This is a genomic window from Enterobacter sp. RHBSTW-00593 (assembly GCF_013784105.1).
GTDB lineage: Bacteria > Pseudomonadota > Gammaproteobacteria > Enterobacterales > Enterobacteriaceae > Enterobacter > Enterobacter ludwigii.
Genome location: NZ_CP056393.1, coordinates 4,726,134 through 4,745,823, shown reverse-complemented (window position 1 = coordinate 4,745,823; position 19,690 = coordinate 4,726,134). Strand labels below are relative to the sequence as shown.

The 19,690-nt window shown below is 55.6% G+C and carries 15 protein-coding genes and 4 tRNA genes; 14 read left to right on the top strand and 5 right to left on the bottom strand.

Going from position 1 to position 19,690, the window contains the following annotated elements; all coding sequences use genetic code 11:
* The first annotated feature begins 25 nt into the window (after window positions 1-25).
* From wecB to HV242_RS22745, 13 genes are all read left to right on the top strand, one after another.
* Window positions 26-1,156, top strand: coding sequence for a non-hydrolyzing UDP-N-acetylglucosamine 2-epimerase (gene wecB, locus HV242_RS22805; RefSeq protein ID WP_050737769.1), 1,131 nt, complete (start codon window positions 26-28; stop codon window positions 1,154-1,156).
* Window positions 1,153-2,415 carry a UDP-N-acetyl-D-mannosamine dehydrogenase gene (gene wecC, locus HV242_RS22800; protein ID WP_050737768.1) on the top strand — a complete coding sequence of 421 codons (1,263 nt, stop codon included), beginning with the start codon at window positions 1,153-1,155 and terminating at the stop codon, window positions 2,413-2,415. Before wecB ends, wecC begins: the two co-directional genes overlap by 4 nt.
* A complete protein-coding gene (gene rffC / locus HV242_RS22795) occupies window positions 2,412-3,089 on the top strand; it encodes a dTDP-4-amino-4,6-dideoxy-D-galactose acyltransferase (RefSeq protein WP_050737767.1) in 678 nt (225 codons plus the stop codon). The genes wecC and rffC overlap by 4 nt, the downstream gene beginning before the upstream one ends.
* A 4-nt stretch (window positions 3,090-3,093) precedes the next feature.
* Window positions 3,094-4,224: a dTDP-4-amino-4,6-dideoxygalactose transaminase gene (gene rffA / locus HV242_RS22790; RefSeq protein WP_020882890.1), complete on the top strand. Its 1,131-nt coding sequence runs from the start codon at window positions 3,094-3,096 to the stop codon at window positions 4,222-4,224.
* 1 nt (window position 4,225) lies between these two features.
* Window positions 4,226-5,476, top strand: coding sequence for a lipid III flippase WzxE (wzxE, locus tag HV242_RS22785; protein ID WP_032680085.1), 1,251 nt, complete (start codon window positions 4,226-4,228; stop codon window positions 5,474-5,476).
* Entirely contained in the window at window positions 5,473-6,552 is a 1,080-nt protein-coding gene (locus HV242_RS22780) for a TDP-N-acetylfucosamine:lipid II N-acetylfucosaminyltransferase (RefSeq protein ID WP_050737766.1), read from the top strand. The genes wzxE and HV242_RS22780 overlap by 4 nt, the downstream gene beginning before the upstream one ends.
* A complete protein-coding gene (wzyE, locus tag HV242_RS22775) occupies window positions 6,549-7,901 on the top strand; it encodes an ECA oligosaccharide polymerase (RefSeq protein WP_020882888.1) in 1,353 nt (450 codons plus the stop codon). The genes HV242_RS22780 and wzyE overlap by 4 nt, the downstream gene beginning before the upstream one ends.
* A 12-nt stretch (window positions 7,902-7,913) precedes the next feature.
* Window positions 7,914-8,654 carry a lipopolysaccharide N-acetylmannosaminouronosyltransferase gene (gene wecG, locus HV242_RS22770; protein WP_063858724.1) on the top strand — a complete coding sequence of 247 codons (741 nt, stop codon included), beginning with the start codon at window positions 7,914-7,916 and terminating at the stop codon, window positions 8,652-8,654.
* A 197-nt stretch (window positions 8,655-8,851) separates the two neighbouring features.
* On the top strand, window positions 8,852-10,237 hold the full coding sequence (gene thrP / locus HV242_RS22765; protein WP_014172144.1) for a bifunctional threonine/serine APC transporter ThrP: 1,386 nt from the start codon (window positions 8,852-8,854) through the stop codon (window positions 10,235-10,237).
* A gap of 102 nt (window positions 10,238-10,339) precedes the next feature.
* A tRNA-Arg gene (locus tag HV242_RS22760) sits at window positions 10,340-10,416 on the top strand.
* A 67-nt stretch (window positions 10,417-10,483) separates the two neighbouring features.
* Window positions 10,484-10,559: transfer RNA gene (locus HV242_RS22755), tRNA-His, on the top strand.
* Between the two features lie 21 nt (window positions 10,560-10,580).
* Window positions 10,581-10,667: transfer RNA gene (locus tag HV242_RS22750), tRNA-Leu, on the top strand.
* A gap of 44 nt (window positions 10,668-10,711) precedes the next feature.
* Window positions 10,712-10,788, top strand: a tRNA-Pro gene (locus HV242_RS22745).
* A gap of 507 nt (window positions 10,789-11,295) precedes the next feature.
* Here HV242_RS22745 and HV242_RS22740 read toward each other — a convergent pair.
* From HV242_RS22740 to hemC, 5 genes are all read right to left on the bottom strand, one after another.
* Complete coding sequence (locus tag HV242_RS22740; protein WP_032680088.1) at window positions 11,296-12,507, bottom strand: MFS transporter; 1,212 nt, start codon at window positions 12,505-12,507, stop codon at window positions 11,296-11,298.
* A 169-nt stretch (window positions 12,508-12,676) separates the two neighbouring features.
* Window positions 12,677-13,876 carry a protoheme IX biogenesis protein HemY gene (gene hemY, locus HV242_RS22735; protein WP_032680089.1) on the bottom strand — a complete coding sequence of 400 codons (1,200 nt, stop codon included), beginning with the start codon at window positions 13,874-13,876 and terminating at the stop codon, window positions 12,677-12,679.
* Between the two features lie 2 nt (window positions 13,877-13,878).
* Complete coding sequence (hemX, locus tag HV242_RS22730) at window positions 13,879-15,072, bottom strand: uroporphyrinogen-III C-methyltransferase (RefSeq protein WP_014172141.1); 1,194 nt, start codon at window positions 15,070-15,072, stop codon at window positions 13,879-13,881.
* Window positions 15,073-15,093: 21 nt separating this feature from the next.
* On the bottom strand, window positions 15,094-15,834 hold the full coding sequence (hemD, locus tag HV242_RS22725; RefSeq protein WP_014172140.1) for a uroporphyrinogen-III synthase: 741 nt from the start codon (window positions 15,832-15,834) through the stop codon (window positions 15,094-15,096).
* Entirely contained in the window at window positions 15,831-16,772 is a 942-nt protein-coding gene (gene hemC, locus HV242_RS22720; RefSeq protein WP_032680091.1) for a hydroxymethylbilane synthase, read from the bottom strand. The genes hemD and hemC overlap by 4 nt, the downstream gene beginning before the upstream one ends.
* 346 nt (window positions 16,773-17,118) lie before the next feature.
* Between hemC and cyaA the strand changes: the two genes are divergently transcribed.
* Window positions 17,119-19,662, top strand: coding sequence for a class I adenylate cyclase (cyaA, locus tag HV242_RS22715; protein WP_014172138.1), 2,544 nt, complete (start codon window positions 17,119-17,121; stop codon window positions 19,660-19,662).
* The last annotated feature ends 28 nt before the right edge of the window (window positions 19,663-19,690 follow it).

Genomic DNA, 19,690 nt, shown 5'->3' with positions numbered 1-19,690 from the left:
CATCGTTTAATCGAAGAGAATCGATGTGAAAGTACTTACCGTATTTGGCACCAGGCCGGAGGCCATTAAGATGGCACCTCTGGTTCATGCGCTGGCCAGTGATCCTGATATTGAAGCGAAAGTGTGCGTCACTGCCCAACACCGTGAGATGCTCGATCAGGTCTTAACTCTCTTTTCTATCGTCCCGGATTACGATCTCAATATTATGAAACCGGGGCAGGGGTTAACGGAGATAACCTGCCGTATTCTGCAAGAGCTCAAGCCGATTCTGGAGTCCTTCAAACCTGACGTGGTTCTGGTGCATGGCGATACCACCACCACGGTGGCAACCAGCCTGGCTGCGTTTTACCAGCGAATTCCTGTCGGCCACGTTGAGGCGGGTCTGCGTACCGGCAACCTTTATTCGCCGTGGCCCGAAGAGGCTAACCGCACACTCACCGGCCATCTGGCGATGTACCATTTTGCGCCCACCGAAAATTCACGACAGAACCTGCTACGTGAAAATATTGCCGACAACAAAATCTTTGTCACCGGGAATACGGTGATTGATGCCCTGATTTGGGTTCGTGACCGCGTGCTGTCAAACAACGATCTTCAGAAAGAACTCGCCGCACGCTACCCCTTCCTGGACAATGGCAAAAAAACCATTCTGGTCACTGGCCACCGTCGCGAGAGCTTTGGACGTGGTTTTGAGCAAATCTGTCATGCCCTGGCAGAAATCGCCGCGCAGAATCAGGATGTGCAGATTGTCTACCCGGTGCACCTTAATCCTAACGTCAGCGAGCCGGTCAACCGTATCCTTGGGCATATAGAAAACGTCCTGCTGATTGAACCGCAGGACTATTTGCCGTTTGTCTGGCTGATGAACCACGCCTGGCTGATCCTGACCGATTCCGGCGGTATTCAGGAAGAGGCGCCGTCTCTCGGCAAGCCTGTGCTGGTCATGCGTGAAACGACTGAACGCCCGGAAGCAGTGAAAGCGGGCACGGTACGTCTGGTCGGCACCAATACACAGCTGATCGTCGAAGAGGTGACGCGCCTGCTGCACGACGACGAAGAGTATCAGGCGATGAGCCGGGCCCATAACCCGTATGGTGATGGGCAGGCTTGTGGCCGTATTTTGCATGCACTTAAACACAATCGGGTATCGCTATGAGTTTTACTACCATCTCTGTCATTGGTCTTGGCTACATTGGCTTGCCCACAGCGGCAGCGTTTGCCTCCCGTCAAAAACAGGTTGTGGGCGTGGATATCAACGCGCGTGCGGTGGAAACCATTAACCGTGGCGAAATTCATATCGTGGAGCCCGATCTCGACCGCGTGGTGAAAGAAGCGGTTGATGGCGGATTCCTGCGTGCTAGCACGACGCCGGTCGAGGCAGATGCATATCTTATTGCGGTGCCAACCCCCTTTAAAGGTGACCATGAGCCCGACATGGCTTATGTCGAAGCGGCGGCAAAATCGATTGCACCGGTCCTGAAAAAAGGGGCTCTGGTGATCCTGGAGTCCACTTCGCCCGTCGGCGCTACCGAACAGATGGCGCAGTGGCTGGCGCAAGCCCGACCTGACTTACGCTTCCCGCAGCAGGCGGGCGAGGAGGCTGATATCAATATTGCTTACTGCCCTGAGCGCGTGCTGCCAGGTCAGGTGATGGTAGAGCTGATTAAAAACGATCGCGTGATCGGCGGCATGACGCCAGTCTGTTCTGCACGCGCCAGCGCGCTTTACAAGATTTTCCTTGAAGGCGAGTGCGTGGTGACCAACTCCCGCACCGCTGAAATGTGCAAGCTCACGGAAAACAGTTTCCGGGACGTGAATATCGCCTTCGCGAATGAACTGTCGCTGATTTGCGCCGATCAGGGGATTAACGTCTGGGAGTTGATTAGCCTGGCGAATCGCCATCCGCGCGTGAATATCCTCCAGCCTGGCCCGGGCGTGGGCGGTCACTGTATCGCTGTCGACCCGTGGTTTATTGTGGCGCAAAACCCGGCGCAGGCCCGCCTGATCCGCACCGCGCGTGAAGTGAATGACAGCAAGCCACACTGGGTGCTCAGTCAGGTGAAAGCCACCGTAGCGGACTGTCTGGCTGAGAGCGGCAAACGCGCCAGTGAGCTGAAAATTGCCTGCTTTGGTCTGGCATTCAAACCGAATATTGACGACTTACGCGAAAGCCCGGCGATGGAGATTGCAGAGATGATCGCTGGCTGGCACACCGGCGAAACGCTGGTGGTTGAACCCAATATTCATGAACTGCCGGCAAAACTGGCGGGCCACTGTACGTTGACCGCGCTGGATGAGGCGCTGGCGACGGCGGATGTGCTGGTGCTGCTGGTGGATCATAAAGAATTTAAAGCGACGTCCGGTGATGCCGTACGCCAACAGTATGTGGTTGATACGAAAGGTGTCTGGCGTTGAGCCACCTGAAGGGGGTTCTCGAGTCCCTTGAGTGGGAGAGTGCCTTTTTTGGTCTGCCATCAGCCATCGTGCGCCTGCGCGACGATGCGCCGGTTCTGACTGACGCCGACTTCACCGCCTGGCCGCGGGTGCAGGCCAGGATCCCCGCAGACCGTGCCGACCTGCTCGATGCGCTCCAGCAACAAGGTTTTCAGCTGGTTGAAGGCGAGGTTGATCTGTCCCTTACGCTCACCCATCATGATTCGCCCGGTGCGGAAGTGGCAACGGAGCAGGATATCCCCGCGCTGCGTCAGATGGCGGCGCAGGCGTTTGCCCGGAGCCGCTTTCGTGCACCGTGGTACGCACCGGACGACAGTGGGCGTTTCTACGCCCAGTGGGTAGAGAACGCGGTAAAAGGCACCTTTGACCATGTGTGCCTGGTGTTTCGCACTGCAGACGGCCAGATTGAGGGATTTGTCTCGCTTCGTAAGCTCAACGCGAACGAGGGGCGTATTGGTTTATTAGCCGGGCGCGGCATGGGCGAAAAACTCATGCAGGCGGCGCTTCACTGGGCGCAGCAGCAACAGCTTTTGACTCTGCGGGTGGCAACCCAGATGGGCAACACCGCCGCGCTTAAACGTTATATCGCGAGTGGTGCCAACATCGACGCCACCGCTTACTGGTTATACAGGTGACAAGATGATTCCATTTAACGCACCACCCGTCGTGGGCACTGAACTCGACTATATGCAGTCTGCTATGGGCAGCGGCAAACTCTGTGGTGACGGTGGTTTTACCCGTCGCTGCCAGCAGTGGATGGAGCAGCGGTTTCACAGCGCTAAAGTCCTGCTGACCCCGTCCTGTACCGCATCGCTGGAAATGGCGGCGTTGCTGCTGGATATCCAGCCGGGCGATGAAGTGATCATGCCGAGCTACACCTTCGTCTCTACAGCGAATGCCTTTGTCCTGCGTGGTGCGAAAATCGTCTTTGTGGATATTCGCCCGGATACCATGAACATTGATGAGACGCTGATTGAAGCGGCAATCACGGACAAAACGCGCGCGATTGTGCCGGTTCACTACGCGGGTGTGGCGTGTGAGATGGACACCATCATGGCGATCGCCAAAAAACATGACCTGTTCGTGGTTGAAGATGCCGCTCAGGGCGTGATGTCGACCTATAAAGGGCGAGCGCTGGGAACGATCGGCCATATCGGCTGCTTTAGCTTCCACGAAACCAAAAACTATACCGCCGGTGGCGAAGGTGGTGCGACGCTGATTAACGACCGTGCGCTGGTCGAGCGCGCGGAAGTGATCCGTGAAAAAGGCACCAACCGCAGCCAGTTCTTCCGGGGGCAAGTAGACAAATATACCTGGCGCGATATTGGCTCAAGCTATCTGATGGCCGATCTGCAGGCGGCATACCTGTGGGCGCAACTGGAGGCAGCGGACCGCATTAATCTTCAGCGCCTGTCCCTGTGGCAAACTTATTACGACGCGCTGCAACCGCTGGCACAAGCCGGGCGAATTGAGCTGCCGACCCTTCCGGCTGATTGCGTCCATAATGCCCATATGTTCTACATCAAACTGCGCGATAACGACGATCGCAGCAAGTTGATTGCCTGGCTAAAAGAAGCCGAAATTCTGGCGGTGTTCCACTATATCCCGCTGCACTCCAGCCCTGCAGGAGAGGCATTTGGGGTCTTCGCGGGTGAAGATCGCTACACCACGAAAGAAAGTGAGCGTTTGCTTCGTTTGCCACTGTTCTACAACCTCGCGCCTGTTAACCAGCGTACGGTGATTAACACCCTTCTGAGTTATTTCGGCTGATATGTCTCTGGCAAAAGCATCGGTGTGGACCGCCGCGTCCACACTTGTCAAAATTGGCGCCGGGCTACTGGTCGTCAAGCTGCTGGCCGTCTCATTCGGCCCTTCAGGCGTCGGGCTGGCAGGCAATTTCCGTCAGCTTGTGACCGTCCTTGGGGTACTGGCCGGCGCAGGGATTTTCAACGGCGTCACGAAATATGTTGCGCAGTACCATGATGATGCGGCCCAGCTTCGCCGTGTTGTCGGTACATCCTCGGCGATGGTCACCGGCTTTTCGACCCTGATGGCGGTTATTTTCCTGCTGGCAGCGGCACCCATAAGCCAGGGGTTATTTGGTCACACCCATTATCAGGGGCTGGTTCGTCTGGTCGCGCTGGTTCAGCTGGGCATTGCCTGGGCTAACCTGCTGCTGGCGCTGATGAAAGGCTTTCGTGATGCGGCCGGGAACGCACTGGCGTTAATCCTCGGCAGCGTCATCGGCGTGATTGCCTACTATTTTTGTTATCGGCTGGGCGGCTATGAAGGCGCGTTGCTGGGGCTGGCGCTGGTACCGGCATTAGTGGTCGTTCCGGCGGCGTTCATGCTAATGAGTCGGGGCACCATTCCGTTGAGTTACCTGAAACCTCAATGGGATAAGGTGCTGGCAAGCCAGCTGGGAAAATTTACCCTGATGGCGCTCATCACCTCCGTCACGCTCCCCGTCGCCTATGTGATGATGCGAAACCTGCTGGCGGCGCATTACAGCTGGGACGAAGTTGGGATTTGGCAAGGGGTGAGCAGTATTTCCGATGCCTACCTCCAATTTATAACGGCTTCCTTTAGCGTCTATTTGCTGCCAACCTTATCGCGCCTGACCTCCAGGCAGGATATCACGCGCGAAATTTCCCGCTCACTGCGGTTTGTCCTTCCCGCCGTTGCGGCAGCCAGTTTAACCGTATGGCTATTGCGCGATGTCGCCATCTGGCTGCTCTTCTCCGCGAAGTTTACCGCCATGCGCGATCTGTTTGCCTGGCAACTGGTGGGCGACGTACTGAAAGTGGGGGCTTACGTTTTTGGTTATCTGGTGATTGCGAAAGCCTCGCTACGGTTGTATATCCTGGCGGAAATCAGCCAGTTTGCATTACTGACCGCATTCTCACACTGGTTGATCCCGTCACACGGTGCGCTGGGGGCGGCTCAGGCCTATATGGCAACCTATATCGTTTATTTCGCTGCCTGTTGCGGCGTATTTTTACTTTGGCGTAAACGCGCATGACTGCACTGATTCACATACTGGGATCGGATATCCCACACCATAACCAGACCGTGTTACGGTTCTTCAATGATGAACTGGCATCGGGGGATCCCGACGCTCGTGAGTTTATGGTTGCCGGTCAGGATAATGGCCTGAGCGTGGCGTGTCCGGCGCTGACTCTCTCTTTCTGGCCGGACAAGGCTGCGCTGGCGAAGGCGGTTGTTGCCAAAGCCAAAGCGGATCGTGAGCAACGTTTCTTTTTCCATGGGCAGTTTAATACCGGCCTGTGGCTGGCGCTCCTGAGCGGGGGGATCAAACCTTCGCAGTGCAGCTGGCATATCTGGGGAGCCGATCTCTACGAAGTCTCCAGCGGCTGGAAATTCCGTCTTTTCTACCCGTTGCGGCGCATGGCGCAGGGGCGTGTGGGATGCGTTTTCGCGACCCGTGGCGATCTCAATTATTTTGCTAAACGCCACCCTGACGTACGCGGTGAGCTACTCTATTTCCCGACCCGAATGAACCCGGCGCTGAACAACATGGCGAATGATACGCCGCGCGAGGGTAAACTGACGATTCTGGTGGGTAATTCAGGCGATCGCAGCAATGAACATCTTGCCGCGCTCAGTGCGGTACATCAGCAGTTTGGCGACACCGTGAATGTGATTGTGCCGATGGGGTATCCGGCCAATAACGATGCCTATATCGATGAGGTCCGCCAGCAGGCACTCGCGTTATTTAGCGCCGGGAATGTGCACATTCTCCACGATAAGCTGGAATTTGATGAGTATCTTGCGCTGCTGCGTCGGTGCGATCTGGGCTATTTCATCTTTGCCCGTCAGCAAGGAATTGGCACGCTGTGTCTGCTGATTCAGGCGGGTGTGCCCTGCGTACTCAATCGCGAAAACCCGTTCTGGCAGGACATGGCGGAGCAGCATCTGCCGGTGCTGTTTACTTCCGACGTGCTTAACGAAGAGGTGGTCCGGGAAGCGCAGAGACAACTGGCGCTGGTGGACAAAAGTGCCATCGACTTCTTTAGCCCGAACTACCTCACGCCGTGGCACCGCGCGCTGCGTATCGCTGCAGGAGACAAAGCATGAGCCAGTTGCAATTCAGCGGCTTACTGATCGTTTGGCTTCTGAGCACTTTATTCATCGCCACGCTCACCTGGTTCGAGTTTCGCCGGGTGCGTTTTAACTTTAACGTCTTCTTCTCGTTACTGTTTCTTCTGACCTTCTTTTTCGGATTCCCGCTGACCAGCATTCTGGTCTTCCGGTTTGACGTGAGTGTTGCCCCGCCCGAGATCCTGCTTCAGGCGATCCTGGCAGCGACCTGCTTCTACGCCGTCTACTACGCCACCTATAAAACGCGCCTGCGTTCAGCGCAATCCACCGCGCCGCGCCGGGCGCTCTTCACCATGAACCGGGTGGAGACGCACCTGACGTGGGTGATGCTGATGACGATCGCGCTGGTAAGCGTGGGTATCTTCTTCATGCACAATGGTTTTCTGCTGTTCAAGCTCCAGTCCTACAGCCAGATTTTTTCTGCCGAAGTGTCGGGTGTGGCGCTTAAGCGCTTCTTCTACTTCTTCATTCCGGCGATGCTGGTGATCTTTTTCCTGCGTCAGGACAGCAAAGCCTGGCTGTTTTTCCTGGTGAGTACCGTCGCCTTCGGTTTCCTGACCTACATGATTGTGGGAGGGACGCGTGCAAATATCATCATCGCTTTCGCAATCTTCCTGTTTATCGGCATCATCCGCGGGTGGATCTCTTTATGGATGCTGGTGGCTGCTGGGGTGTTTGGCATTGTTGGCATGTTCTGGCTTGCCCTGAAGCGCTACGGGCTCAACGTAGCCGGTGACGAGGCGTTTTACACATTCCTCTATCTCACGCGCGACACCTTCTCGCCGTGGGAAAACCTGGCGTTGTTGCTGCAAAACTACGACAAAATCGATTTCCAGGGCCTTGCGCCTATTGTGCGCGACTTTTATGTCTTTATCCCAACCTGGCTGTGGCCAGACCGTCCCGGCGTCGTACTCAACACGGCAAACTATTTTACCTGGGAAGTGCTGAACAACCACTCAGGCCTTGCGATCTCACCTACGTTGATTGGCTCGCTGGTGGTGATGGGGGGAAGCTGGTTTATCCTGCCGGGGGCGGTGGTGGTGGGGCTGATCATCAAGTGGTTTGACTGGCTCTACGTGCGCGGCAACGAAGAAACAAACCGCTATAAGGCGGCTATTTTGCACAGTTTCTGCTTTGGTGCCATTTTCAATATGATCGTTCTGGCGCGAGAAGGGCTGGATTCATTCGTGTCGCGCGTGGTTTTCTTCATGGTCGTTTTTGGCATCTGCCTGTTACTGGCCAAACTGTTGTACTGGCTGTTTGACAGTGCAGGGCTTGTGCATAAGCGCGAGCCGCAGGGCAGCACAACGCTGTCGCAAGTGTGAGTAGGGAAAGTCATGACGGATAAAACTTCTGCACCGCGCTATACGCTGCGCGGTCTGCAGCTTATTGGCTGGCGTGATATGCAACACGCGCTGGATTTTCTGTTCGCTGGTGGTCAGATGAAATCTGGTACGCTGGTCGCCATTAATGCGGAAAAGATGCTGGCGGTGGAAGACAACGCCGAAGTGAGAGGCCTGATAGAAGCGGCTGAATTTAAATATGCCGACGGTATCAGCGTGGTGCGTTCAATCCGCAAAAAGTATCCTGGCGCTAATGTATCTCGCGTGGCAGGGGCCGATCTCTGGGAGCAACTGATGGCACGCGCAGGGGCGGAAGGCACGCCGGTATTCCTGATTGGCGGTAAGCCGGAGGTGCTGGCGCAGACCGAAGCGAAGTTGCGCAGTCAATGGAATGTTAACATCGTGGGCAGCCAGGATGGCTACTTCAAACCAGAGGCCCGGCAGGCGCTGTTTAAACGCGTTCGCGACAGTGGAGCGAAAATCATCACCGTGGCGATGGGCTCCCCACGCCAGGAGATCCTGATGCGTGACTGCCGTCAGGTGTGTCCGGATGCCCTTTATATGGGCGTTGGCGGAACGTATGACGTTTTTACCGGCCACGTTAAGCGCGCGCCCAAAGTCTGGCAAAACCTGGGGCTGGAGTGGCTGTATCGCCTGCTATCTCAGCCGACGCGGATTACACGACAGATCCGTCTGCTTCGCTACCTTACCTGGCACTACACCGGGAAAATGTAATCAAAATGTAGCGCGATATGCTGTTCGCGCTGCAACTCCCCTGCAAAACTGCTGCGAATCTGTGCAATGCATTCATTTTTTTTATGCATCGTTTGCCATTTGCTGCATTTTAAGAAACCATTCGCCCCGTATTTTAGTACCCCTAAAAAACAATACCCGGCCTGAAGTCGGGAAACAGCAAACACAATCGAGGATCTATGGCAGAGAAAAAACCGGAGCTACAGCGTGGGCTGGAGGCTCGTCATATTGAACTGATAGCGCTGGGCGGCACTATCGGCGTGGGCCTGTTTATGGGCTCCGCAAGCACGCTCAAATGGGCAGGACCTTCGGTCTTGCTGGCTTATATCATTGCGGGATTGTTCGTTTTCTTCATCATGCGTTCGATGGGCGAAATGCTCTTCATGGAGCCCGTCACGGGCTCCTTCGCCGTTTACGCGCACCGATATATGAGCCCGTTCTTTGGCTACCTGACGGCCTGGTCATACTGGTTTATGTGGATGGCGGTCGGCATCTCTGAAATCACGGCGATAGGGGTCTACGTGCAGTTCTGGTTCCCGGACATGGTCCAGTGGATACCGGCGCTGATTGCCGTGGGGCTGGTGGCACTGGCAAACCTTGCCGCGGTTCGTCTTTATGGTGAAATCGAATTCTGGTTTGCGATGATCAAAGTCACCACCATCATCGTGATGATTGTGGTCGGGCTGGGCGTTATCTTCTTCGGCTTTGGCAACGGCGGGCACGCCATTGGCTTTGGTAACCTGACCGAAAACGGCGGCTTCTTTGCGGGCGGCTGGAAGGGCTTCCTGACGGCACTGTGTATCGTTGTGGCCTCTTATCAGGGGGTCGAGCTTATCGGTATTACCGCGGGTGAAGCGAAAAACCCGCAGGTTACGCTGCGCAGCGCCGTAGGCAAGGTGCTGTGGCGTATCCTGATTTTCTATGTGGGGGCGATCTTCGTTATCGTAACCATCTTCCCGTGGAATGAAATTGGCACGACCGGTAGCCCGTTTGTCTTGACCTTCGCGAAGATTGGCATCACGGCAGCAGCAGGCATCATTAACTTTGTGGTTCTGACGGCGGCGTTGTCAGGCTGCAACAGCGGGATGTACAGTTGCGGACGTATGCTCTACGCGCTGTCCAGAAACAACCAGCTGCCAGCGGCAATGGCAAAAGTTTCGCGTGCGGGCGTGCCGGTTGCGGGTGTGGCGGTGTCGATTGTGATCCTGCTGATTGGCTCTTGCCTGAACTACATCATCCCGAATCCGCAGCGCGTATTCGTTTATGTCTACAGCGCCAGCGTGCTGCCAGGCATGGTGCCCTGGTTTGTTATCCTGATTAGCCAGCTGCGTTTCCGCCAGGCACATAAAAAGGCCATCGCCAGCCATCCGTTCCGTTCCATTCTGTTCCCGTACGCCAACTATTTGACGATGGCGTTCCTGGTTTGCGTATTAATTGGAATGTACTTTAATGAAGATACGCGCATGTCGCTGTTTGTCGGGATGATCTTCCTGGCGGCGGTGACCGCGGCGTATAAGCTTTTTGGTCTGGGCCGCCGCGCTACCTCGCAGAAAGTGGAGGAATAAGCGGCAAAATGTGCAAACCATAACCAAACGCGCATTTTTTTCAAAAAAGCACTAGACAGCGGGGTCGGAGGTACGTAATATCCAGCCCCGCAACGGCGCTAAGCGCCCGTAGCTCAGCTGGATAGAGCGCTGCCCTCCGGAGGCAGAGGTCTCAGGTTCGAATCCTGTCGGGCGCGCCATTTTAGTCCCGGCGCTAGAGCTGCGGTGGTCTGAGAAGTAGTCAGTACCGCGTGAAAGAATACAGTGGTGGCTATAGCTCAGTTGGTAGAGCCCTGGATTGTGATTCCAGTTGTCGTGGGTTCGAATCCCATTAGCCACCCCATTATTGAAAGAGTTGTGAATTGCGAAGGTGGCGGAATTGGTAGACGCGCTAGCTTCAGGTGTTAGTGTTCTTACGGACGTGGGGGTTCAAGTCCCCCCCCTCGCACCACGACTTTTTAATGAATTGAACTAAAAATTCAAAAAGCAGTACATCGGCGAGTAGCGCAGCTTGGTAGCGCAACTGGTTTGGGACCAGTGGGTCGGAGGTTCGAATCCTCTCTCGCCGACCAATTTTGAACCCCGCTTCGGCGGGGTTTTTTGTTTTCTGCGCCTTTCTCTCCTCTGTAGTGATTCCACGACAACAGCCGGCTTCCTTGTCGCGATTCAGCGACACATAACACACTGAAAGTAAAAGATATAATAATTTGGCGGCTTTCGTGTCTCCTCCAGACGACATTTCGTCGTGTTTATCAGCAGGTTGTAGGGTCTAAGATACCGCTCAACAACATAATTTCCTTTTATCTTAAAATGTTGCGCGATGTAAAAGTTCTGCGTGTCAAGTTGGCACGTTACGTGCAATAATATACGTGTAGATGCTCATTCCATCTCTTATGTTCGCCTTAGTGCCTCATAAACTCAGGAATGACGCAGAGCCATTTACGGTGCTTATCGTCCACTGACAGATGTCGCTTCGGCCTCATCAGACACCATGGGCATAACGTTGAGTGAAGCACCAAATATGTTGTCTTACAGACCTGTTTTAACGCCTGCTTTTATAGCAGGCGTTTTTTTATGCCTTATTCCCGGTAAACGTACATGATCAGGGCGACCAGTATCAGAGCGGCTGACGAAACGCTGTAAAGCGCTTGTATGGAGCCAAACCCTGCTGCCGCCATCGCGGCAATACCGGTGAAAAGCGAGGCACTGAGCGTTTGCCAGCGCCAGGCTTTACTGCTGGCCGAAGCCATGTGCGTGGTTTGAAAACTGCTGAGTACGGCAAACGTGCCAGCCGCAAAGAGAACATTTGAGGCCAGGTGTGCGACAAATATCATCCCCAGCGCGCATGCCATCCACCCGGACAACAGCGGGAGCATCCCATACGCGGCAAGGAAGATGCCGAGACACAGTAAAATCCGTGGCGTGTGTGCTGCAAAACGCGTCAGGCTGTCTCTTTTTAGCAGCAGGGGACCGCAAAGTTGTCCCATGCTCCTTGCAAAAAGCAGTGGCAAAGCAAGGCTGGCCGCATCCTGAGGATGGATCTGCTGTGCCATTGCCGGAAGAAGTGCCATGGCCGGTGAACCGACGGCGGCCAGCGCAGGCAAAATCAGCAAACTGCGTTTCTGCCGGATGGTCAACATCTGCCAGCGTAAAGCCGCAGGCGCTTTCTCTTCAGTGGGGACTGCCAGTGTGGGCGCGAAATATACACGACCCACCAGCCAGAGCATGAACAGCGATCCGAGAAAGCTGATGGCATCAATGGCCAGCAAGGCGAGGATGGCGATCTTCTGGAAAAGTACCATCCCCAGCCCGGTGCCTAACAAAACCTGAGCGGCAAAAATCACATTCTCGAGGCAGGTTGCGGCAGGCAGTTCTGCTTCTCTGAGTCCGCGTTTAAAGAGCAGCGTCAGCGCAGGCCAGCTCATCCCGTTGAGCAGTGCTTCGGTGGACTGCACGGCCAGTAACGCAGGGATACTGTGATACTGCACGCCCAGCAGGGGAAAGAGCAGGGCCAGTAAGCCAAGCCCCTCGGTGAGTATCAACAGGGATATCGGAGAATAGCGCGCGCACAGCTTTTCACTGATGAGGCTGCCGATAAAGCCAGGTAGCGTGGCGAAAAGAAAGGCGAGGGTAAGCAGCGCGGGCGGGGCGGACCATGCTAACAGTAAGCCGAAGACCACCACCTGGGTGACGCCATTTCCCAGTGATGTAAAGATAAAGGCACAGGCCAGCAGGCGCAGCCAGCGGTGGCAGCGCAGCGCTTCAATAAGCGCGTACAAAAGGGAGTTCATGACGATTTCCTTTCAAAAACGATTCAGTCCACGCGGCACTCGTCGCGTGTATGGAAAAAAGTTAATGAAAAGACGTCGTTACATTGGCGGGTTCGTTTTAGATGATGTGGTAAAGAATGTAGCAGGCGAAGGGGAATAAAAAAAGGAGGCCGTCTGGCCTCCTTGTTATTTATTGCTGGCTGCCATTATTTTGCAGCGTTAATAACAGTCCATCGCGGCGCATGGCGGCAGCCTCTTCCGGCTTGTGCTGCTTGTCCAGCGAATCGGCAAGCCACGCGTAGTCAAACGCGTCCGGGCGCTGTTTCAGCGCTGCACGGAAGGCGAGACTCGCTTCCTGCCATTCACCGTGCTTCATCAGCGACTGGCCCAGCGTACTCCACAGCAATGGACGGTCGCCGACGGCTTTAATCTGCTGACGCAGCATTTTTTCAATTTGCTCAGGGTTATTGGTTTTCAGACGCGGGATCACCATAACCAGGCGATCGTCATACTGTCGCTTCAGTCCGTCGAGGAGGATCTCCTGCGCCGTGTCATGATCGTCACATTCAATCAGATGTTCTGCCATCGCAACCTGCAACGGAACCTGCTGACGCGTTTTCCGGCTCTGATTCTTCCACCAGGTTTTCAGGCCATCGCTGCCGAGATCGGCACGCGCCTGATCCATCAGGCCAATCCATGCCAGACGCTGAAGTTCATCACGATGCTCATCATCACCGACGTCGGCTTTGGCCATCGACGGAATGATATCCAGCAGTGAACCCCAGGCACCGGTGCGAATATAGGCCTGCTCGGCAAGACGCAGCACTTCCGGGTGGCGTGGCGAGACTTCCAGCAGACGGTCGATACCGTGACGCGCGGCGTGGTTTTCGTTGCGGGCCAGCTGCAGGCGAACGCGGGTGATCTCAACGGGAATCGGGTCTTTCGGAGAAAGTTCTGACGCGCGTTCCAGGTGCTGGTTGGCGCGGGCTTCGTCACCCCGCTGTTGCGCTGCCTCGGCGGCCAGCAGATAGTTCACCACCGGCTGTTCGGCATGGTCAGCATTTTTCGACATCAGCTTTTCAACCTGCTGATAGTCACCCTCGGCCAGCTTAAGCAGTGCCTGCTCAGTCTGCTTACGGGCGCGGCGGCGTTTACGGCCAACGAACCAGCCACGCGTATGCGCACCGGTACGGAAAATTCGGCGCAGGATCCACTCCACCGCAAGGAGCACCACCACACCGAGGATCAGGATGATCACCAGACCCGTTACGCTGGTTTCGATGTTGTAGTTATCGGTCTGGATCAGGACGTAACCCTGATGACCGGCAAGCATCGGCCCCAGCACGATCCCGGCGATCAGCAGGATGAAGAGTAAGAGTACTTTAAGCATCATTACTCTCCTTGTGGCGCGCTTTCAGGCGCTGGCGCGGCGGCAGGGGCCTGGGCGTGAGGTTCTGCCGGAACGCCCGGCTGCGCCAGCAGGTTGCGCACGCGCGTCTGCATCAGTTTCTCCAGAATCGGCTGGCTTTCCAGCTTGTCCGGCACGTTCATGGTGATGTTCTGCTGGCTCAGTTTATCAATGTCATCGAGGAAAGCCGTGGTCGTGGCATCATCGGTATTGTAGTAAGCACGTACCCATGTCGAGACGTTATCAAGCGCCTGTTTGTAGGTTTCTTCCTGATGACGCGGCACGGCCTGGGCCGCCACCAGCAGGCGGGAGCGAATGTTTTCGCGCAGATAAATGTCCTGATTCGGCGCTAACAGCGGAACGGCGGTTTCGTCGCGGCGGCGGATAGTAATGAAGCTATCCATAAAGTTCTGCCAGCTTTTTTGCAGGTTCACGCGCCATTCGCTCAGGGAGCTGGAAAGCTCGGTGCCGTCAGAATCCATCGGGGAGTCATCGTCGTTGTTATCCGCCAGCTGCAGGTTATCAATCTGGTTTGAAAGCTGATTGACCTTCAGGATGATGCCATCGTAGTCCACCTGCGAAACGGCAGAGAGGCTGGCGATATCTTCGGTAATGGCACGACGCGCGGTAATGAGGCTCGGATCGTTCATGTCTGCCAGGCTCGCATCAGCGCTTTTCAGCAGCGCGGCGGCGGTGGTGACGTCCTGATCGCTCCAGAGCTTACGTCCGGCCAGCTTCACCAGGAAATCGGCCTGCGAGAGCAGCCAGGTTTTGGCATCGGTACCGGAAATCGTGGCGACTTTCTGCTGCACGTCGTCCAGCTGTTTGGTCAGCTCTTCCTGTTTGCTGTTCGCCTCAGCGAGCGCCGCGGACTGCTGTTTAATCACCGTTTCCAGTTCAGTTTTCTGCGTCTCCTGCGCTTTTTGCAGGGCGGTAAGCTGATTGACCAGCGTGTCGTTGGTCGCCGTCTGGCTGGAACCTTGCTGTTTCACCAGGCCATAGAGGCCAACGCCTGCGGCCAGCGCAATGGCGATGGCTATCGCGCTCAGCGCGAGGCTGGTTTTATTGCTGCCGTTCTTCTTCTCAACGGTTTTCTCAGTCGTTTCTGACTGCGGCGTGATGTCCACAGTCTCCCTGGTCTCTTCAACCACGGCGGAGGATTTATCGTGTTCCGTCATTATGGCTTCCCATTATGAGAGTTATTGTAATGCGCGCAGCAGCGCATCGTTGTCAGCGTTATCAGCGATCCGAATATCTTGCCAGCCCAGTTCCCGGGCCTGGTTCGCCAGACGCTCACTGACGACCAGAAGCCGGCAGTGGAGTAACCAGTTTTCACGATACCAAAGGGGCACCAGCGACCAGAGCTGCTGCAGCATTTCACCGCTGGTCACCACCAGGGTCGTAATGCCGCGCATATGCCAGCGCATCGCCTCTTCCGCACCATCGTAATGTTTTGCACAACGCTGATAGCATTCGCAGAACGTGACCTCAGCCCCGCGTTCCCGCAGCGTTTCGCCCAACAGTTCGCGCCCGCCGTTACCGCGTAAAATGAGTGCACGCTTTCCGGCAATAGTTTGTAATTCAGGTAATTGTAGCAAGACTTCGCTGATTTCCCGATCTAACGGGTAACGAACGTCTGTTCCGCTTACGGTATGCAACGCCAGTGCCGTTGTACGACCAATCGCAAAATAGTGAGGGGCGGTTGGCCAGTTAAGCCCCTGCTGTTGCAGCTGCGCCTGGGCAAATTCCACCGCATGTTGCGACAGTGCAAACAGCAAGTCGCCCTGCTGGAGGGTATTCATATGGTCGGCAAGCGCGGACAGCTCCCGACCGGGGGAGAATTCAATGAGCGGAAAACTCCAGGCCACCTGCCCCAGTGCGCGCAGACGGCTCACTAATTGCTCTCCTGCGGGAGAAGGGCGGGTGACAAGAATACTCATGCAGGGGGCTCTCCATTATAAACCTCAGCCAGGATCTCACGGGCGCCGTTATCCAGCAGCTCTTCTGCCAGCGACACGCCAAGCTGTTCGGCATCTTGCGCTTTACCGCGACGTTCGCCGCGGACCATCTGTGAACCGTCCGGTGCGCCAACCAGCGCTCGCAGCCACAGTTCACCGTTAATTAATTCAGCATAGCTGCCAATCGGCACCTGACACCCTCCTTCGAGGCGGGTGTTCATGGCGCGCTCGGCGTTAACGCGGATAGCGGTCTCATCATGGTTCAGCGGGGCAAGCAGCGTGCGGGTACGCTCATCATCCAGACGGCATTCAATGCCGACGGCCCCCTGACCCACAGCCGGCAGCGACAGCTCAGGCGGCAACGCGACGCGAATGCGCGACGTCAGCCCCAGGCGCTTCAGACCCGCAACCGCGAGGATAATGGCATCGTAATCGCCGTTATCCAGCTTGCTCAGACGCGTACCAACGTTACCGCGCAGCGAACGAATGATCAGGTCCGGACGACGTTCTGCCAGCTGACACTGACGACGTAAACTGGACGTGCCAACCACGCTGCCTTCTGGCAACGCATCGAGCGAATCATAGTGATTGGAGACAAACGCATCGCGCGGATCTTCACGCTCGCAAATGGTCACCAGCCCCAGCCCTTCCGGGAACTCGACGGGCACATCTTTCATCGAATGTACGGCGATATCGGCGCGGTTCTCAAGCAATGCCAGTTCCAGTTCTTTGACAAACAGGCCCTTGCCGCCCACTTTAGCCAGTGGCGTATCAAGGATCACGTCACCGCGCGTGACCATCGGCACCAGCTCGACGCACAATCCACTGTGGCAGGCTTCAAGGCGCTGCTTAACATAATGTGCCTGCCAGAGCGCAAGAGGGCTTTGGCGTGTGGCAATTCTCAAAACATTGTCTAACATGCTTGTTACCGTCATTATCAATCGCTAACCATCCTAACATTGTTGACTCTGGGATGGCAGTTTTACGGTGATGAAGAAGAGAGGGACAGGGCGGGGTTCTCGTCAGCCACAGCCGTATTAAGGAATTTACACGTACAGAACGGTGCTACACTGTATGTAGCGCATCTTTCTTTACGGTCAACCGGCAAGGTGTTAAATTGATCACGTTTTAGACCATTTTTTCGTCGGTACCACCATAATGATAAGGGCGAAAAAAGGTAACGGTTCTCTTTTTGTAATACTGCGGGTCCGCTGTTATTTCTGTTTTGAATAGCGTGCGACACCCGGAAACATCAGGCGATACGTCTTGTACCTCTATATTGAGACTCTGAAACAGAGACTGGATGCCATAAACCAACTGCGTGTCGATCGCGCGCTTGCTGCTATGGGCCCTGCTTTCCAGCAGGTATACAGTCTTCTGCCGACATTATTGCACTATCACCATCCGCTGATGCCTGGCTACCTTGACGGTAACGTTCCCAGAGGCATCTGTCTTTTCACGCCTGATGAAACCCAACAACACTACCTGACCGAACTTGAACTCTACCGTGGTATGCCGCCGCAGGAATCACCGAAAGGTGAACTGCCGATTACAGGCGTTTACACCATGGGCAGCACCTCCTCGGTTGGGCAAAGCTGTTCTTCGGACCTGGACATCTGGGTCTGTCATCAGTCCTGGCTCGATAATGACGAGCGTCAGCTGCTGCAGCGAAAGTGCAGCCTGCTGGAAAGCTGGGCCGCGTCGCTTGGCGTGGAAGTCAGTTTCTTCCTGATTGATGAAAACCGTTTCCGTCATAACGAAAGTGGCAGTCTGGGGGGGGAAGACTGCGGCTCAACCCAGCACATCTTACTGCTGGACGAGTTTTACCGTACTGCCGTACGCCTGGCCGGTAAGCGTATTCTGTGGAATATGGTGCCGTGCGACGAAGAAGAGCATTACGACGATTACGTAATGTCGTTGTATTCCCAGGGTGTGCTGACACCAAATGAATGGCTGGATCTGGGTGGCCTCAGTTCGCTTTCCGCCGAAGAGTACTTTGGCGCGAGCCTCTGGCAGCTCTATAAAAGCATTGATTCGCCGTATAAGGCCGTGCTGAAAACCCTGCTGCTGGAAGCCTATTCCTGGGAATACCCCACGCCGCGTTTGCTGGCGAAAGATATCAAGCAGCGTCTGCACGACGGAGAAATTGTCTCCTACGGGCTGGATGCTTACTGCATGATGCTTGAACGCGTCACCGAATACCTGAAAGCCATTGATGACACCACGCGTCTCGATCTGGTGCGTCGATGTTTCTATCTCAAAGTCTGTGAAAAACTCAGCCGCGAACGCGCATGCGTAGGCTGGCGTCGTGAAGTGGTCAGTCAGTTGGTTAAAGAGTGGGGATGGGACGAAGAACGTCTGTCGATGCTTGATAACCGCGCCAACTGGAAAATCGATCAGGTGCGTGAAGCGCACAACGAACTGCTCGACGCCATGATGCAAAGCTACCGCAACCTTATCCGCTTTGCGCGTCGTAACAATCTCAGCGTTTCCGCCAGCCCGCAGGATATCGGGGTGTTGACGCGTAAACTGTATGCGGCGTTTGAAGCATTGCCGGGTAAAGTCACGCTGGTTAACCCGCAGATTTCGCCGGACCTGTCAGAACCGAACCTGACCTTTATCTATGTGCCGCCGGGCCGCGCAAACCGCACCGGGTGGTACCTGTACAACCGTGCGCCAAGCATGGACTCAATCATCAGCCATCAGCCGCTCGAATATAACCGCTACCTGAACAAGCTGGTGGCCTGGGCCTGGTTCAACGGCCTGCTGACCTCGCGTACCCGGCTGTTTATCAAAGGCAACGAGGTTGTCGATTTAGCCAAACTGCAGGAGATGGTGGCGGATGTCTCCCACCACTTCCCGCTGCGTCTGCCGGCGCCGACGCCAAAAGCGCTCTACAGCCCGTGTGAAATTCGCCATCTGGCGATTATCGTCAACCTGGAATATGACCCGACGGCGGCCTTCCGCAATCAGGTGGTCCATTTTGACTTCCGTAAGCTGGACGTCTTTAGCTTTGGCGAGCAGCAAAACTGCCTGGTGGGCAGCGTAGACCTGCTGTACCGCAACTCGTGGAACGAAGTGCGTACTCTGCACTTCAACGGCGAGCAAGCGATGATCGAAGCGCTGAAAACGATTCTCGGCAAGATGCACCAGGACGCTGCGCCGCCGGACAGCGTTGAGGTGTTCTGCTATAGCCAGCATCTGCGCGGTCTGATCCGTACCCGTGTGCAGCAGCTGGTTTCAGAGTGCATCGAACTGCGCCTCTCCAGTACCCGTCAGGAAACCGGTCGCTTTAAAGCGCTGCGCGTCTCCGGACAGACCTGGGGCCTGTTCTTCGAGCGCCTGAATGTTTCAGTACAGAAGCTGGAAAACGCCATCGAGTTCTACGGCGCCATTTCGCACAACAAGCTGCATGGCCTGTCAGTGCAGGTGGAAACCAACCACGTGAAACTGCCACAGGTCGTGGATGGCTTTGCGAGCGAAGGGATTATTCAGTTCTTCTTTGAAGAGTCGGGTGACGACGCCGGTTTCAACATCTACATCCTGGATGAGACGAATCGCGCTGAGGTTTATCACCACTGTGAAGGCAGTAAAGAGGAGCTGGTGCGCGATGTCAGCCGCTTCTATTCGTCCTCACATGACCGCTTTACCTACGGCTCCAGCTTCATCAACTTTAACCTGCCGCAGTTCTACCAGATTGTGAATGTAGACGGACGTTCGCAGGTGATTCCGTTCCGTACGCAGGCCGTTACGCCAGCGGTTCCCGCCAGCCAGGACACTACCCCGCTGTTGCAGCAGTATTTCTCCTGACAGTTTTTGCCCGGTATGCAGCGCACCA